The organism is Nonomuraea sp. NPDC049480 (assembly GCF_044465905.1).
Taxonomy (GTDB): domain Bacteria; phylum Actinomycetota; class Actinomycetes; order Streptosporangiales; family Streptosporangiaceae; genus Nonomuraea.
On the sequence record NZ_JBITMD010000001.1, the window covers coordinates 734660 to 750830 of the forward strand.

General features: G+C 71.7%; 16 protein-coding genes. 7 read left to right on the forward strand and 9 right to left on the reverse strand.

The genetic code is table 11. The annotated features are described in order from the left end of the window. Nucleotide 1: 1 nt before the first annotated feature. On the reverse strand, nt 2–661 hold the full coding sequence (locus tag ACIBX3_RS03450) for a response regulator (protein ID WP_397112613.1): 660 nt from the start codon (nt 659–661) through the stop codon (nt 2–4). A gap of 31 nt (nt 662–692) precedes the next feature. Beyond that, nucleotides 693–2078 carry a sensor histidine kinase gene (locus ACIBX3_RS03455; protein WP_397112615.1) on the reverse strand — a complete coding sequence of 462 codons (1386 nt, stop codon included), beginning with the start codon at nt 2076–2078 and terminating at the stop codon, nt 693–695. A 135-nt stretch (nt 2079–2213) separates the two neighbouring features. Here ACIBX3_RS03455 and ACIBX3_RS03460 point away from each other — a divergent pair, with 135 nt between their 5' ends. The 4 genes from ACIBX3_RS03460 (at nt 2214) to ACIBX3_RS03475 (ending at nt 6362) form a co-directional block, all read left to right on the forward strand. Further along, a complete protein-coding gene (locus tag ACIBX3_RS03460) occupies nt 2214–3131 on the forward strand; it encodes an ATP-binding cassette domain-containing protein (RefSeq protein ID WP_397112617.1) in 918 nt (305 codons plus the stop codon). After that, nucleotides 3128–4693, forward strand: coding sequence for an ABC transporter permease subunit (locus ACIBX3_RS03465; protein ID WP_397112619.1), 1566 nt, complete (start codon nt 3128–3130; stop codon nt 4691–4693). Before ACIBX3_RS03460 ends, ACIBX3_RS03465 begins: the two co-directional genes overlap by 4 nt. Further along, on the forward strand, nt 4690–5466 hold the full coding sequence (locus ACIBX3_RS03470; RefSeq protein ID WP_397112621.1) for an ABC transporter permease: 777 nt from the start codon (nt 4690–4692) through the stop codon (nt 5464–5466). The genes ACIBX3_RS03465 and ACIBX3_RS03470 overlap by 4 nt, the downstream gene beginning before the upstream one ends. Before the next feature lie 83 nt (nt 5467–5549). Beyond that, entirely contained in the window at nt 5550–6362 is an 813-nt protein-coding gene (locus ACIBX3_RS03475) for a F0F1 ATP synthase subunit A (RefSeq protein ID WP_397112623.1), read from the forward strand. On the opposite strand, the gene nagZ is transcribed toward ACIBX3_RS03475, so the two are convergent. The 7 genes from nagZ to ACIBX3_RS03510 all read right to left on the reverse strand — a co-directional run bounded on the left by nagZ (nt 6359) and on the right by ACIBX3_RS03510 (nt 12291). After that, entirely contained in the window at nt 6359–7654 is a 1296-nt protein-coding gene (gene nagZ / locus ACIBX3_RS03480) for a beta-N-acetylhexosaminidase (RefSeq protein ID WP_397112625.1), read from the reverse strand. The two genes, ACIBX3_RS03475 and nagZ, sit on opposite strands and share 4 nt — an antisense overlap. A gap of 286 nt (nt 7655–7940) precedes the next feature. Further along, nucleotides 7941–8246 (reverse strand): hypothetical protein, encoded by a 306-nt coding sequence (locus ACIBX3_RS03485; protein ID WP_397112627.1) that lies wholly within the window; start codon nt 8244–8246, stop codon nt 7941–7943. Nucleotides 8247–8420: 174 nt separating this feature from the next. Beyond that, entirely contained in the window at nt 8421–10073 is a 1653-nt protein-coding gene (ptsP, locus tag ACIBX3_RS03490) for a phosphoenolpyruvate--protein phosphotransferase (RefSeq protein WP_397112629.1), read from the reverse strand. Between the two features lie 11 nt (nt 10074–10084). Next, nucleotides 10085–10348, reverse strand: coding sequence for an HPr family phosphocarrier protein (locus tag ACIBX3_RS03495; RefSeq protein WP_397112631.1), 264 nt, complete (start codon nt 10346–10348; stop codon nt 10085–10087). Nucleotides 10349–10470: 122 nt separating this feature from the next. After that, the gene (locus tag ACIBX3_RS03500; RefSeq protein ID WP_397112633.1) at nt 10471–10917 is read right to left on the reverse strand and encodes a PTS glucose transporter subunit IIA; all 447 of its coding nucleotides are present in this window, start codon (nt 10915–10917) and stop codon (nt 10471–10473) included. A gap of 9 nt (nt 10918–10926) precedes the next feature. Next, nucleotides 10927–11163, reverse strand: coding sequence for a PTS glucose/sucrose transporter subunit IIB (locus ACIBX3_RS03505; protein WP_352349299.1), 237 nt, complete (start codon nt 11161–11163; stop codon nt 10927–10929). Between the two features lie 93 nt (nt 11164–11256). Next, entirely contained in the window at nt 11257–12291 is a 1035-nt protein-coding gene (locus ACIBX3_RS03510) for an SIS domain-containing protein (RefSeq protein WP_397112635.1), read from the reverse strand. Nucleotides 12292–12418: 127 nt separating this feature from the next. Here ACIBX3_RS03510 and ACIBX3_RS03515 point away from each other — a divergent pair, with 127 nt between their 5' ends. From ACIBX3_RS03515 to ACIBX3_RS03525, 3 genes are all read left to right on the forward strand, one after another. After that, a complete protein-coding gene (locus ACIBX3_RS03515; RefSeq protein ID WP_397112637.1) occupies nt 12419–13159 on the forward strand; it encodes a GntR family transcriptional regulator in 741 nt (246 codons plus the stop codon). A gap of 41 nt (nt 13160–13200) precedes the next feature. Continuing rightward, nucleotides 13201–14514, forward strand: coding sequence for a PTS transporter subunit EIIC (locus tag ACIBX3_RS03520; protein ID WP_397112639.1), 1314 nt, complete (start codon nt 13201–13203; stop codon nt 14512–14514). A gap of 314 nt (nt 14515–14828) precedes the next feature. Beyond that, a complete protein-coding gene (locus tag ACIBX3_RS03525; RefSeq protein ID WP_397112641.1) occupies nt 14829–16106 on the forward strand; it encodes a PTS transporter subunit EIIC in 1278 nt (425 codons plus the stop codon). Nucleotides 16107–16171 lie beyond the last annotated feature (65 nt).

A 16171-nucleotide genomic window follows, 5' to 3' on the forward strand; every position in this document is an offset into this window, starting at 1 on the left:
TTCATGACCGGCTGCGCGGCACGACCAGGCCCGTCTCGTACGCGGCGACGACCGCCTGCGTCCTGTCGCGCAGCCCCAGCTTGTTCAGCACCCGGCTCACGTGGGTCTTGACCGTCTCCTCGGTGACCATGAGCCGGGTCGCTATCTCGGGATTGGACAACCCCTCGGCGACCAGCCGGAGCACCTGGGTCTCGCGCGGGGTGAGCGTGGACAGCGCGGCCACGGACGCGTCGGCTCGCGGGCCCAGGCGGGCGAACTCGCTGATGAGGCGCCTGGTGACGGCCGGGGCCAGCAGCGCCTCGCCGGCCGCGATGACGCGTACGGCGTCGAACAGCCGCTCGGCGGTGACGTCCTTGAGCAGGAAGCCGCTGGCTCCGGCGCGTAGCGCGTCGTAGACGTACTCGTCCAGGTCGAACGTCGTCAGGATGAGCACCCGCGGGCCGTCGGGTCCGGCCAGCTCCCTGGTGGCCTCGATGCCACCCATGCCGGGCATGCGTACGTCCATGAGCACGACGTCGGGGGCCAGCTCGCGGCAGATCCGCACCGCCTCGGCACCGTCGGCCGCGGTGCCGGCGACCTCGAAGTCCGGCTGGGTGTCGAGCAACTCGGCGAACCCCGTGCGGACGACCAGATGATCGTCGGCGATGACGATGCGGATCATGGAACGCCGGCGTCCTCTCCCGGTAGGCGGATCATGCGCTCTCGTCCCTTCCCGGCAGCCGGACCTCGACGAGGAAGCCGCCGCCTGGCGCGGGGCCGGTGCGCAGCTCGCCGCCGACGGCCGCGGCGCGCTCACGCATGCCGGACAGGCCGTGCCCGGTCGTCTCCTCGCCGGCCGGTCCGGGCCCGTTGTCACGCACGGCCAGCCGCAGGGCGTCGTCAGTGTAGTGCAGCTCCACGTCGACGGCCGCGCCGGACGCGTGCCGCCGCGCGTTGGTCAGGGCTTCCTGGATGATCCGGTACGCCGCCAGCTCCACCCCCGGGTCGAGCTCGGCCGGGACGCCGCGGAGGATGAGCCGGGTGCTGCTGCCGGACGCCTCGCGAGCCTCGTCGAGCAGCTCGTTGAGCTCGTGCAGGCGCAGGCCGGGCTGCGGCCGCCAGGTCGCCTCGGCCTCGGCGTCCTCGCGCAGCACGCCGAGCAGCCGCCGCATCTCGGTCAGCGCGGCCCTGGCGGTGTCGCCGATCGCCAGCAGCCGCTCCGCGCCCGCGGCCGGCATTCCGGGAACGGCCAGCCGGGCGGTCTCCGCCTGCACGGCGACCATGGAGATGTGGTGGGCGACGACGTCGTGCAGCTCCCGGGCGATGCGCGCGCGCTCGCCGCGGGCGGTGTGCTCCAGCAGGCTGTCCGCGACGACCTGTTGCGCGGCGGTCTCGGCCAGCGCCTTGCCGTGGGCCCGGCGGGCGATCCCGGCGAGCGCCGCGACGGGGGCCAGGCAGGCCAGCAGCAGCGTGAGGACCCGCAGCCGGTCGCCCACCTGGCCCACGAGCTCCAGCACCATGGCGATCAGCGGGAACGGCACGGCCACGAGCAGGGCCGGAACCGGGCGCGCATGGCGGCCGCACCGGTAGGCGGTGATCAGCTGCGCGACCATCCCGGCCACGGTCAGCGTGTGGAAGGCCGCGATCGACAGCACGCTCGCCCCGCTGACCAGGACCGCGGCCACCAGCGGCTGGGCCCAGAGAAGGGGCAGCGGGAGCGTGCCGGCCAGGGCCAGCAGGGCGAAGATCATGACGTAGAGCGGCCCGTCAGCGGCCCCCGCCGGCGGTGCGCCGTCGGCCGGGGCGTCACCGGGGCCTGGGACAGTCCCTCCGGCAGCGGTCGGCACGGGTCCGCCCGTGGACGCCGCCGATGATGGGGCGCCGAGGTGTCCGTGCGGATCCCCCGCGGGCGCGCTGACCGTCTCTCCGAGCGCGGGCTGCGTCGTGCTGCCGCCCTGGAAGACAACCTCCGCCACCGCGAGCAGCGCCGGCAGCACGCCGGCCCAGACGGGCGCGTACCGGGTGGCCTGCGGGAACCTGGTCGCGATCCGGCGCCCCCACCCGGCCCACCGGCCGCCCCCGTCTCGCACTCGCTGCACAAAAGCCATTGTCACGGGCATAAGCCGTCCTGGCATCCCTCGTGGGAGGGACCCGCCGTAGCTGCCGCCAGCGACGGCGAAGATCGCTCCCCCGCGTGACGACCACGGCTGCGCCCGCTGCCTAGTCTGCCTGGCGTGGAAGCAACCATCGAAGTCACCGGGCTGCGTAAGCGGTTCGGCCATACCCTGGCGCTGGACGGGATGTCGTTCACCGTGCTGCCCGGTCAGGTCACCGGGTTCGTGGGGCCGAACGGGGCGGGCAAGTCCACCACGATGCGGGTGGCGCTCGGCCTGGACGCGGCCGACGAGGGCCAGGCGCTGATCGGCGGGCAGCCGTACGCGAGCCTGCGCACCCCCCTGCGCCACGTCGGCGCCCTCCTGGACGCCGGCGCGCTGCAGCCGAGCCGCACCGCGCGCAACCACCTGCTGTGGCTGGCCCACTCCCAAGGGCTCGGCGCCCGCCGGGTGGACGAGGTCCTGGAGCTGGCCGGGCTGGGATCGGCGGCGAGGCGGAAGGCGGGCGGGTTCTCGCTGGGCATGCGCCAGCGACTCGGGATCGCCGCGGCGCTGCTCGGCGACCCGCCGGTGCTCATGCTGGACGAGCCGTTCAACGGCCTGGACCCCGAGGGCATCGTGTGGATCCGCGGCTTCCTGCGGTCGCTGGCCGCCGAAGGGCGGGCCGTGCTGGTGTCCAGCCACCTGATGAGCGAGCTCCAGGACACCGCCGGCCATCTCGTGGTGGTGGGCCGGGGCCGGGTGGTGGCGGACGCCGGCGTGGCCGACCTGATCACAGCCGCGTCGAACGGCCGGGTGACACTGCGTACGCCGGCGCGGCCGGAGGCCATGCGGGCGCTGGCCCACGCGGGCGCCACCGTGACCGTCACGGACAGGGACACGCTCACCGTCTCCGGACTGGCCGCCGAGCACGTCGTCCAGCTGCTCGGCGGCCAGTCGATCCCGTTCTCCGAGGTGGCCGCGCACCGGGCCACGCTGGAGGAGGCGTACCTGGACCTGACCAGGGACGCCGTCGAGTTCAGGGGGACGCCGCGATGACGCCTTATCGTTCGCAGGTGCGGGACGGGCGCGACGGCTTCGCGCAGCTGCTGCACGCGGAATGGACGAAGTTCCGCACGGTACGCGGCTGGACGGCCGGGCTGGCGGTCGCGGCGCTGCTCGTCCTGGCGCTGGGGCTGGTCTCCGCGTCAGGCAGCCACTCCTCATGTATGAAGGGCACGGTCGAGGTCCCCTGCCCGGTCCCTCCGACCGGTCCGGGCGGCGAGGCTGTGAGAGACCGGTTCTACTTCACGCACCAGCCGCTGAACGGGGACGGCGCCATCACCGTGCGTGTGAACTCCATGACGGGACAGATCCGCAAGCCGGACGTCACCCCTGGCATCAGACACGTCGTCAGCGGCGTCGTGCCCTGGGCGAAAGCCGGCGTCATGATCAAGGAGAGCATCGAACAAGGCGCCCCCTACGCGGCCGTGATGGTCACGGGCAGCCACGGCACCCGGATGCAGCACAACTTCACCGAGGACGTGGCGGGCCGCCCCGGGGGCGTCTCGCCGGAGTCCCCGCGCTGGTTGCGGCTGACCCGCAGCGGCGAGACGATCACCGGCGAGGAATCGCCTGACGGCAGGCAGTGGACCAAGGTCGGCACAGTTCGCCTGGCCGGGCTGCCGGCGCAGGTCCGCATCGGGCTCTTCGCCGCCTCCCCCGGCGATCTGACGGTGTCGTCGAACGTGATCGGCGGCTCCATCGCGGCGTCGCGCTTCACGGAGGCGACCGCCGTGATGGACGAGGTCAGCCTGCGGGGCGAGGGCACCGGCGGCACCTGGAAGCGCGACGACATCGGAGTCACGACGGGGCTCGACGGGGTGACGCCCCATCACCCGGGCAGGCTTGAGCACTCCGGCGGCACGTTCACCATCACCGGAGTCGGGGACATCGCCCCGCTCACGGAAGAGACCTCCATCGAGCGCACGCTGACCAGCGCGATGGTCGCGCTGATCGCCGTGATCGTCGTGGCGGTGCTGTTCGTGACCGCCGAGTACCGCCGGCACCTGATCCGCACCACGCTGCTGGCCAGCCCGCGGCGCGGCCGGGTGCTGGCGGCCAAGGCCGTCGTGGTCGGCGTGGTCACCTTCGTGGCCACGTTGGCCGCCACCGCCGTGACGCTCCCGATCGCGCGCCGGATCTCCGAGGGAAACAACATCCACATCCTGCCGGTGACCATGCTCACCGAGCTGCGGGTGATCGCCGGGGTCGCGGCGGTGCTGGCCCTGTCCGCCGTGCTCGCCCTCGCGCTGGGCGCGCTGTTCCGGCGCAGCGCGATGGCCGTCATCGTGGCCATCGTGGCGATCCTGGTCCCGTACGTGCTCGCGACCGCGTCCCTCCTGCCGGAGTCCGTGTCGGACTGGCTGCTGCGGATCACCCCGGCCGCAGGCTTCGCGGTCCAGCAGAGCGTGCCCGAGTATCCGCAGGTGCTCTCCCACTACGCCCCGGCGGCCGGCTACTACCCGCTCCCGCCCTGGGCCGGCTTCGCCGTGCTGTGCGGCTACACGGCCCTGGCCCTCGCCCTGGCCGCGCGCCGCCTGCGCAGGAGCGACGTATGAGGGCGGAGCTCCACGCCGAGTGGACGAAGCTGCGTACCATGCCCGGACCCGGCTGGCTGCTGGCCGGGATGGCCGAGCTGACCGTGGCCTTGAGCGCCGTGGCGGCCGCCGTCGCGACCTGCGGGTCGGCCGGCTGCGGCCACGACGCCACCCGGCTCGGCCTCATGGGTGTGTACCTGGGCCAGGCCATGGTCGCCCTGCTGGTCGTGATGGCGGTCTGCGGTGAGTACAGCACCGGCCTGATCCGCATCAGCCTGGCCGCGATGCCGCGCCGGACCACCGTGCTGGCCGCCAAGGCAGGCGTGCTCACCGGCCTGACGCTGGCGGCGGGGACGGTCGCGGTGGCCGGGTCCGTGCTGGCCGGGCGGCTGCTCCTGCCGGGCAGCGGCTTCACGCCGGCGCACGGCTACCCGCCGCTGTCCCTGGCCGACGGCCCGACGCTGCGGGCCGCCATCGGCTCGGTGCTCTATCTCGCGCTGATCGCCCTGTTCAGCCTGGGGATCGCCATCGCCGTGCGGGACTCCGCGGCGGCCACCGGCATCGTGCTCGGCCTGCTCTACCTGTTCCCGATCGTCATCCACATGATCGCCGACGAGGACACGCAGCGCCTTCTCTGGAGCCTCTCCCCTTCGAACGCCGGGCTGGCGATCCAGGCCACCACCGACGCCGCCGTCCTGCCCCTCTCCCCATGGGCGGGCCTGGGCGTGCTCGCCGCGTGGACGGCCGCGGCCCTGCTCCTTGGAGGGCTGCTGCTGCGACGGCGTGACGCCTGACCAGATACCACCAAAAAGGGTCGACCAATTCGGTCGTTAGGGTGATCTTCCAGCGCAAAGGACGCTACCCAGAAGGGACCGCCGTGCGGACGACGATCCTGATCACCTCCGATGGCCTGTTCGCCTCCCCTGACCAGTGGCACGCCCCGGGCCTCGACCTCTTCCAGTTCTCCCCGATCATCTCCGGCGGACCCGCGTGGTTCACCAAGCCGGTGCTGATCGCCCTGCTCAGCTCGGTCGTCATCATGGCCGTGTGCTGGGCCGCGTTCGCCAAGCCGAAGCTCGTGCCACGGGGCTGGCAGAGCATCGGCGAGTACGCCTACATGTTCGTACGCGACCAGATCGCCCGGCCCACCCTCGGCAAGGACGCCGACCGATGGATGGGCCTCCTCCTCACCATCTTCCTGACCGTCCTCGTGTGGAACCTGATGGGCATCATCCCGCTCATCCAGTTTCCCGTCGCCGCGCACATCGCCTTCCCCATCGTGCTGGCGGTCAGCGTGTACGGCATCAAGGTCTACCTCGGCGTCCGGCACCACGGCGTGCGCGGCTACCTGAAGGGCATCGTGCACCTGCCGGGGCTGCCCGGCTGGGCCTACGGGCTCTACGCCCCGCTGATCCTGGCCGAGGTGTTCATCAACTCGCTGTTCACCCACTTCCTCCGGCTGTTCGCCAACATGTTCGCCGGCCACATCATCGTCGCCTTCTTCAGCTCGGTGGGATTCTGGTTCCTGTTCGAGCAGCTCACCCCGCTCGGCGTGGGCCTGGGCATCCTGGGCGTGGTGATGACGATCCTGATGACCGCGCTGGAGATGCTCATCCAGTTCCTCCAGGCGTTCCTGTTCGCCGTGCTGGCCTCGATGTTCATCGCCGGCGGGCTGCACGGCGAGCACTAGCGCCCGGCCCGGGCGGCCAGCTTGCGGTGCTCGGCGGAGCGCAGCACGCCGGCCGCCTCCTCCGCGGACGCGACGGGCGCCTTGGCCAGCAGTCCCCTCTCCTGCTTGAGCGTGAGCAGCCGGGTGACCGACTGGTCGAGGCGCTCCTTGCTGATCCGGCCGGACTTCACCGCCGCCAGCACCGCCTGATAGGCCTTGGACAGGTCGTTCGGCATGAGCAGCAGATCGGCCCCGGCCAGCACGGCGCGTACGGCGATCTCACCGTCGTTGTACTTCTGGCGCACGCCCGCCATGTTGAGCGCGTCGGTGGAGATCACGCCCTTGAAGCCGAGCTTCTGCCTGAGCAGGCCGGTCAGGATGGGCTTGGACAGCGTCGCCGGGTCGCCCGACGGGTCGAGCTTGGGGAAGACGATGTGGGCGCTCATCACGGCGTCCACCCCTGCGTCGATCGCGGCCTTGAACGGCGGCGCGTCGATCTTCTCCCACTGCGCCTTCGTGTGCTTGATCACGGGCAGCCCGGTGTGGCTGTCGACGGTGGTGTCGCCGTGCCCGGGGAAGTGCTTGGCGGTGGCCGCCACCTCGGCGTCGGCGAACCCCTTGACCGCCGCGGCGACCATCGTGGCCACCCGCTGCGGGTCCTTGCCGAACGCCCGCGTGCCGATCACGGGGTTATCCGGGTTGACGTTGACGTCGGCGACCGGGGCGAAGTCCAGGTTCACGCCGAGGACGCGCAACTCCTCGCCGGTCGCCTTGGCCACGGCGCGCGACAGGTCCAGGTCCTTGGTGGCGCCGATCCGGGACGCGCCGGGGAAGTCGGTCATCAGCGCGGACATCCGCGACACCAGGCCGTTCTCCTGGTCGGTGCCGATCAGGAGCGGGACCCCCTTCGACGCCCGCTGCAGGCCGTTGGTCAGGCCGACGACCTGGCCGACGCTCTTGACGTTGTGCGGGAAGAGGATCACGCCGCCCAGGTGGTATTTCGCGATCACCTTGGCGGGGGTCTGGGCGGCGTATCTGGCCTGGTTCTCGCCCGAGACCGTGTCGGCGGACGTGCCGTACAGGACGGGCATGAGCAGCTGGCCGACCTTCTCCTCGACGCTCATCTTCGACAGCGTGCGCTCGACCGGGCTCGGCTGGGCCCGCGTCTGGGGCGGGCTCTGCGGGGGTGGCGTGGTCTGAGCGGGCGGCGCGGCCTTGCCCCCGCTCGGGGTGGCGGCCGCAGGGCCGCCGCCACCGCCGCAGGCGGCGAGAGCGATCACGAGGAGGGTTGCCGTGCCGATCCGTCGAAGCATGCCTCCAAAGGTATCCATGCGACGACCCGGCTGGCTCCGTCCCAGGACCAAACCGCCCCACTACGACCCGGCCGCCCGATTCCGCGCCCGGCGAAAGCCCCGATCCGACCAGCTGCCGCCCGGCCGAAGCGGCCGCCTGGGCCGGCCGCCTGGGCCGGCAGTCTCGGCCGACAGTCTCGGCCGGCAGTCTCGGCCGGCAGTCTCGGCCGGCCCGAACGGGCCGGTTCCTCCGCCCCGAACGGGCCGCAGCATTGAACCCGAGCGTCTTCGGTTCTCTGTGTTACCTCTATAACGGACAGCGGCGCAGTCTCGTCGCACGCCGGCCGAGGCTGGGCGGCGATCCGATGGAAGCCGAAAGCCGTGTCCGGCAGGCCGGCGCCGCCGCCCAGGCCGGCGTGGGCCAGGAGCCCGGTCCGATCCGCAGGCCCTCGACGATGAGCATGCCCGGCACGAGAAAGATCGCCAGGTCGGCGAGGAGGCCGCCGGCGATCGACATCACCTTGCCGGCGAGGTAGGCGGGCATCCCGTGCGGGGTCGCCTTGGCCCGCAGCAGCGTGCCGTCCTCGCGGCAGGCGGTGAGCCGCCGGATCATGCCGATCATGGCGGTCGCGGCGCCCGCTCGGAGGGGAGTGCGGCTCTTGGGCCACCGCCCCCGCCGGACGCTGTTCCACGGACGTGGCTGACGCCGAAACGTCCGTGCGGGATCTGCCGGGCCCAAGGCGACGGGGCCCGTGCTCGCCAACGGTGACGCCGGAGGAGTTCGCCCCTACAACCCGAGCCGATCGAGTCCGGGCAGCTGGGCGCGAGCCGCCGCACGGGCCTCGGCCGCCGTGGTCCGTGCCCGCGCGGCGTCGGCGGCCAGCCCGCACTGCGCGAGCGTGTGCGCGGCCAGCGCGGCGCGTACGGCGGCCAGCGCGCCGGCCGCCATCGACAGCGTCGAGGCGCCGAGGCCGGCCAGCACGCAGGCCATGGCCGGGTCGGCGGCCGACTCGCCGCAGATCCCGCACGGCTTGCCGACCCGGGACGCGGCGGTCGCCGTCATGGCGACCAGGTCGAGCAGCGCCGGCTGCCACGGGTCCTGCAGCGCGCTCACAGCCCCGAGCTGCCGGTCGGCGGCCAACGCGTACTGGGCGAGGTCGTTGGTGCCGATCGACACGAAGTCCACCGACGCGAGCACGTCCTTGGCCCGCAGCGCGGCCGACGGAATCTCGATCATGACGCCCGCGCCGGGCAGGCCCTTCGCCCGGCACGCCCGCGCGAACCACCCCGCCTCCTCGGCCGTGGCCACCATCGGCGCCATCACCAGGAGATTTTCCGACGCCACGGCCGCGAGCGCGTCCAGTTGCGCGTCCATCACACCAGGGAAGCGCCGGAACCTGCGCAGACCACGCACCCCGAGTGCCGGGTTCGTCTCGGCCGGAGCAGGCAGGAACGCCAGAGGCTTGTCCGCGCCCCCGTCCAGCGTTCGCACGATCACCTTGCCGCCGGGGAACGCCTCCACGGCCGCCCGGTAGGCCCGCGTCTGCTCCTCTTCGGAAGGCGGCTCGGCCCGGCCGAAGAACAGGAACTCGGTCCGGTAGAGCCCCACGCCCTCGGCGCCGGCCGCCACGGCGGCGTCCAGTTCGGCGGGCCCGCCGACGTTCGCGAGCAACGGAACCGGGTGCCCGTCGGCGGTCCGGCCCGGGCCCCGTGCCGAAGAGAGCGCGGCCTGCCTGGCCGTGGCCGCGCTGACCGCGTCGGCGACGTCGGACTCGGCCGGCTCCACCCGTACGTCGCCGGAGGTGCCGTCGGCCATGACCCGCACGCCGTGCGGGATGCCGGTCGCGCCCGGGCAGGCCACCACCGCGGGCACACCCATGGCCCTGGCCAGGATCGCGGTGTGGCTGGTGGGGCCGCCCTCCTCGGTGACGAACGCGGCGACCTGCTCACGGGACAGCAGCGCCGTGTCGGCGGGCGCGAGATCCCTGGCGACCAGCACGTACGGCTCCGCAGGCGCGGCCGGCAGCCCCGGCATGGCCTGCCCGTACAGCAGCGCGATCACGCGATCCCTGATGTCGTTCAGGTCGGCGGCCCGCTCGCCCAGGTAACCCCCGGACCCGGCCAGCACGTCCCGATATTTCGTGAACGCCTCAAAAACCGCCCGGGGAGCGGCCAGGCCGCGGTCGATGAGGGACCGGACCTTCACGACCAGACCGGGGTCCTCGGCCATCAGCGCCTGGGCCTTGAGAATCTCCTCGGCCTCACCGCCCGCCCGGTTGCCGCGGGCCTCCAGCTCGCCCGCGACCTGCGTGAGCGCGGCCGTGGCCCGCTCCTTCTCCTGATCCGCCTCGCCGGTGTACGTTGCGCCCTCGGGGGGTTCGGGCACGGAGACGGCCAGCACGTACGCGGGGCCGTGCCCGATGCCCGGGCTGACCCCCACCCCCCGCAGATTCACGGCGTTCCGGCGATCTCGGCCAGCTCGTCGAGGATCTCTTCGGCGCCCTCGCCATCCGCCTTGATCACCACGGTCTCGCCCTGCCTGACGTCCAGCGCCAGGATCCCGAGGATGCTCTTGGCGTTGACCGGGGGCTTCCCGCCTGACGCCTTCGCCACGGTGATGTCCATCGGGGCCTTCATCGCCCGCTGCACGAACGTCGCCGCGGGACGGGCGTGCAACCCCACCTCCGCCGCCACGGTGACCTTGCGCTCACCCATCGACTCCTCCTTCTAAGCCGGTCCAGACCAGCTGGACGCGCGTGACTGATGCCCACCGATCGGGGGGCGGAATCGGCGGCCGTGCCTATTGTGTCGTCTTCTCGACCGGAACGAGGCGGTGCCTATTCCCATTGGAAGAGCTCGTCCCCCACGTGCACCGCCCCACGGGCGACCCTGGTCACCGCCTCGGAGAGGGCGTCCAGCGCGACCACCGGGCAGACCGGCGAGCGGCCGCCGGCCTCGATGGCCGCCGGGTCCCAGGCCACGACCGGCTGGCCCGCGCTCACCCTGTCGCCCTCCGCCGCCAGCAGCTGGAATCCCTCCCCCTTGAGCTGGACCGTGTCGATACCCAGGTGCACCAGCACGCCTCTGCCGTCGTCCCCCACGATGACGTACGCATGCGGATGCAGTTTCATGATTTTTCCCGCTATGGGGGCCACGGCCTTGCCCGGCCCCCTCAGCGGATCGATCGCCGTTCCCGGACCGACCATGCCCGCGGAGAACACCGGATCGGGCACGGCGGCCAACCCCACAGCTGCCCCCTCAACCGGGGCGAGAACAGTCGTCATCGTCTCGCCTCAGCCGATGATGTCCTCGATGTCGCTGGCGATCGTGTCCGCCTCAGGCCCGACCACGACCTGGACCACGTTCCCCGCGGCCATCACGCCGTGCGCGCCCGCCGCCTTGAGCGCGGCCTGGTCGACCTTGGACGCGTCGTGCACCTCCGTGCGCAGGCGGGTGATGCAGGGCTCGATCTCGATGATGTTGTCCGCGCCGCCGAGCCCGGCGATGATCGCGTTCACATCCGCCGCCATCCGGCCTCCCTAGCTTTCTCACTCAGACTACCGATTGACTCGCGACCTGCGTAATCGTACAGTTACGCGCCGTAAGCACCCCGTGGCGCCGGATCAGTCGGTCTGAGTGACCTTGTTCAGCCCGCGCGGCGCGTCGGGGTCGATGCCGAGCCGGCGGGCCAGCGCCTCGGTGAGCAGCTGCCCCGGGACGATCAGGCCCATGGGCGCCACCCATTCGGGCAGGTCGGGCCCGTTGAGCGCGGCCGTGCCCGCCTGCGCCAGCGCCGCGCCGCCCCCGATCGTGTACGCGGCCGCACCCGCCGCCACCACCCGCTCGGCCAGCGCTACCGTGCCGGCCAGCGTCGGGCTGTTCTCGGCGGCGACCAGCAGCGCCGGGGTGTCGGCGTCGACCACGGCGATGGGGCCGTGCAGCAGGTCGGCGTACGACAGGCCCATGGCGTGCAGGTAGCAGGCCTCCTTGAGCTTGAGCGCCGTCTCCAGCGCCGTCGAGAACGCCAGCCCGCGCCCGGAGACGACCACCCCCGGCTTGTCGAGCAGCCCTTCCACCACGGCCTCGACGTCGCCGGGCTCGGCGATCAGCTTCTCCACCGCCTCGGGCACCCGCCACAGTTCAGCCACGTCCACGTCGGCGCCCAGCCCCAGCGCGAGCACGGCCAGAGCGGCGAGCTGCGTCGTGTACGTCTTGGTCGCCGGAACAGCCTTCTCCTCGCCCGCCACCGTGCACAGCGCCACGTCGGCGGCCTGTGCGAGCGGGCTGTCCTCGCCCCCGTTGGTGATGCCGACGGTCCTGGCCCCGCAGTCCTTGGCCCAGGCCAGGGTCTCGACGATCTCCTCCGTGCGCCCCGACTGCGAGATCGCGACCGCCAGCACCCCGTCCAGGTCCAGCTTGCGCTTGTACGTGGTCGCGATCGACGGGGCGGCCAGCGACGACAGCCGTCCCGCGTGCGATTCGACCAGGTAACGCCCGTAGACTGCTGCGTTGTCGGAGGTACCACGCGCGATGAACAGCAGTTGGCGAGTGCGCTCGCCCACCGCCTTCACCTCGCCGATCCTGGGGAGCAGGGAGTCCAGTGTGGCCCGCAACGCGGCCGGCTGCTCGGCGATCTCGCTGCGCATCTTCGTGGTCATCGTGGGCTCATCCCTCAAATCAGTACGGCTCGGACTTGACCGTCTTTCGCCACCTATGGTGGTCTAGTCCGGACTAGACCAGTACGAACCATAGCTCATTGCCCATGGTGTTACGAGGGGAGGATCCGTGGCGCACATCGATCCGGACAGCCCGGTGCCCAAATACTTCCAGCTACGCGAGATCCTGCTGGACCTCATCGACAGCGACGAGCTCAGCATCGGCGCCGCCATCCCGTCCGAGCGCGAGCTGTGCCAGCGCTTCGGCCTGTCCAGGATGACCGTGCGCCAGGCCGTCGACCATCTCGTGTCCGAGGGCCGCCTGCACCGGGTGCCGGGCAAGGGCACGTTCGTGGCCCGGCCGAAGATCGAGCTGGCACTGCAACTGACGTCGTTCACCGACGACATGAGGGCCCGCGGTATGGTCCCGGGCTCGCGCGACCTCGACAGGAGGACCGTGCGCGCCAGCGCCCACCTGGCCAAGGAGCTGGGGATCCAGCCGGGCGAGGAGGTGCACTTCATCGAGCGCCTGCGTACCGCCGACGGGGAGCCGCTGTCCATCGAGCGGGCGCACATCCCGGTCAAGCTCGCCCCGGACCTGGCTTCTCATGATTTGTCGGATAAATCACTGTATGGGCTTCTGGAGAGCCACTACGGCCTGGTCATGGACGCCGGCGAGCTCACCATCGACGGCGGCATCGCCGACCCGAGCGACGCCGACCTGCTGAAGCTGCCGCGCGGCGGCGCTGTGCTGCTCCTGCAACGCAGATCCTTCTCCGGCGGCGTCTGCGCGGAGCTGGGCGTGTCCACCTATCGCGCCGACCGCTACCAGCTGCGTACCGTTCTCGAAATGCCCGTAAGACGGGGCTGAGGGCCTTACCGCGCCGCTCCCACCCCCCGGAGGAAAGCCCGGTGAACGAGACAGCCGCCGCCCGGCCCTCGCCGTTCTCGCGCGTCATGACCGTGCTGCAGCGGCTGGGCCGCTCCCTGATGCTGCCCATCGCCGCCCTGCCCGCCGCCGCCCTGCTGCTGCGCTTCGGCCAGCCCGACATGCTCGGCTCCAACGGCGCCGAGCCGGGCGGTCTGGCCGACGTGGCGGGATTCGCCTGGATGAACCAGGTCGCCGAGGTCCTGGCCGCGGCCGGCGCGGCGCTGTTCGAGAACCTGCCGCTGCTGTTCGCCGTGGGCGTGGCGATCGGGTTCGCGCGCAAGGCCGACGGCAGCACGGCGCTCGCCGCCGTGGTCGGCTACCTGGTCTTCGACCGCGTCACCAAGGTCATGTTCTTCGGCTCGGACATCAGGGACACCGTCCTGATCAGGGAGGTCCAGGACCAGGGCATCCGCGAGATCATCAACTACGGCATGCAGAACCCCACCAAGGTGCTCGGCGGCATCGTGATAGGCCTGGTCGCCGCCCTCCTCTGGCAGCGCTTCCACCGGATCAAGCTGCCGTCCTGGCTGGCCTTCTTCGGCGGGCGCCGGTTCGTGCCGATCATCACCTCCATCGTGGCGCTGCTCATCGGCGTGCTGTTCGGCTGGCTCTGGCCGGTGATCGGCGAGTGGATCCGCCACGCGGGAGAGGCCCTGACCGCGATCGGCCCTGTCGGCACCGGCATCTACGGCCTGATCAACCGCCTGCTCATCCCGTTCGGCCTGCACCACTTCGTCAACTCGGTCGTCTGGTACGTCGTCCCGCAGTGCGAGGTGGGCGGCCGGGTGCTCGGCGGCGACTGGAACTGCTACTTCGGCGGCGCGCCGCACTCCGGCCAGTTCATGGCCGGCTTCTTCCCGATCATGATGTTCGCCCTGCCCGCCGCCGCCCTGGCCATGTGGCGGGCGGCCCCCAAGCACCGGCGGGCCTCGGTGGGCGGCATCCTGCTGTCGGCGGCGCTGGCGTCGTTCGTCACCGGCATCACCGAGCCGATCGAGTTCGCCTTCATCTTCGTGGCGCCGCTGCTGTTCGCCGTCCATGCGGTGCTGACCGGCCTGGCCATGGCGCTGACCACGCTGATCGGCGGCCAGCTCGGCTTCGGGTTCTCCGCGGGCCTGCTCGACATGCTGCTGAACGCCAGCAAGTCGAACACCGAGAACCTGCCCGGGATCCTGCTGCTGGGCGTGGCGTACTCCGCCGTCTACTACGCCGTGTTCACGTTCCTGATCCGCAGACTCGACATCATGACCCCGGGCCGCGAACCCGAGCCCGATGTCGACTCCGGCGAAACCTGACACCCGGCCCCGCACCACCGGCCCGACCCGATCGCCCCTCCCGGGTCCCCCAAGCCGCCCCGTGCCCAGCAGCACGCGCCCAAGCCGGCGCGCCCCGCCGGAGAACGGCACCGCAACCCATGGCCGCCTCTCCAGCGAACGGTCGTTCGATTTCGCCCCTGGAGCAGACACCTCGGAGACCCGCAAACACCAATGGGGCGGCGGGCCGGGCAAAGGCCGGGGTCCCCGCAGGCTCCGGGTTTCTCCGCAGGCGGCCGTGGTAGGAACCCACCAGTCCCCCGCGAACGGATCAGCGAGCGGGGGTTGATGCACCGATGGGCGCTGACGGCTCGGCCGGGTCCGCGGCGTTCGCGGTGCTGCAGCGCATCGGCCGTTCGCTCATGATGCCCATCGCCGTCCTGCCCGCCGCCGGCCTCCTCTTCCGTTTCGGCCAGGACGACCTCCTCGGCGCCCACGGCCTCGGCGGCGTACTGCCCTGGCTCCTCCCCGTGGCGAGGGTGCTGGCGGCCGCCGGCGGAGCGCTCTTCGAGAACCTCCCCATGTTGTTCGCCATCGGCGTGGCGATCGGGTTCGCCCGCAAGGCCGACGGCTCGACGGCTCTGGCCGCCCTGGTCGGCTACCTGGTCTTCGACCGGGTCACCAAGACGTTGTTCTTCGCGGCGGGCGAAGGAGCGGTCTACGAGAAGGTCCTGCTCGTCCTCCGTGACGGCACCCATACGCTCAACGTGGGCGCCCAGAACCCGACGGGTGTCCTGGGCGGCATCGTCATCGGCATCACGGCCGCCCTGCTGTGGCAGCGCTTCTACCGGGTCAGGCTCCCCTCCTGGCTGGCCTTCTTCGGCGGCCGCCGCTCGGTCCCCATCGTCACCGCCGTCGCCGCCCTCCTCCTGGGCGTCGTCTTCGGCCTGCTGTGGCGCCCGGTCGGTGACTGGCTGACCGGGGTGGGAGACTGGCTCTCCACCCACGGCACGGCCGGCACCGGCATCTACGGCGTCGCCAACCGCCTGCTCATCCCCGTGGGCCTGCACCACTTCCTCAACACCATCGTCTGGTTCACGCTCCCGGAGTGCCGCGCGGGCGTGAACGGCGCGACCCGCGACGCCACCGGGGACCTGAACTGCTATTTCGCCGGCGAGCAGGGCGCGGGCGTCTTCATGACCGGCTTCTTCCCGGTCATGATGTTCGGCCTGCTCGGCGCGGCCATCGCCATGTGGCGGGCCGCCCCGCCCGACCGCCGCCGGCCGGTCGGGGGCATCATGCTCTCGGCCGGTCTGACGTCCTTCATCACCGGAATCACCGAGCCGCTGGAATTCGCCTTCATCTTCGTCGCGCCCCTCCTTTTCGCCGTGCACGCGCTGCTGACGGGGCTGTCGATGGCGCTGATGGCCGAGCTGGGCGCCCGCCTGGGCTTCACCTTCTCGGGAGGCGCCATCGACCTGCTCCTGAACGCCAGCAAGTCGAACACGCACGGCCTCGGGCTGATCATCGCCTTCGGGATCGTCTATTTCATCATCTACTACGTGATCTTCGCAGTCCTCATCCGCGCCCTGAACCTGCCCACGCCGGGCCGCGAGGTTACGGCCGAGACATAGCCGGCAGCCGCCCGCGCCCGAAACTACGGCACAGGAACCCAACTCGCCCATCACTTTCTTCACCG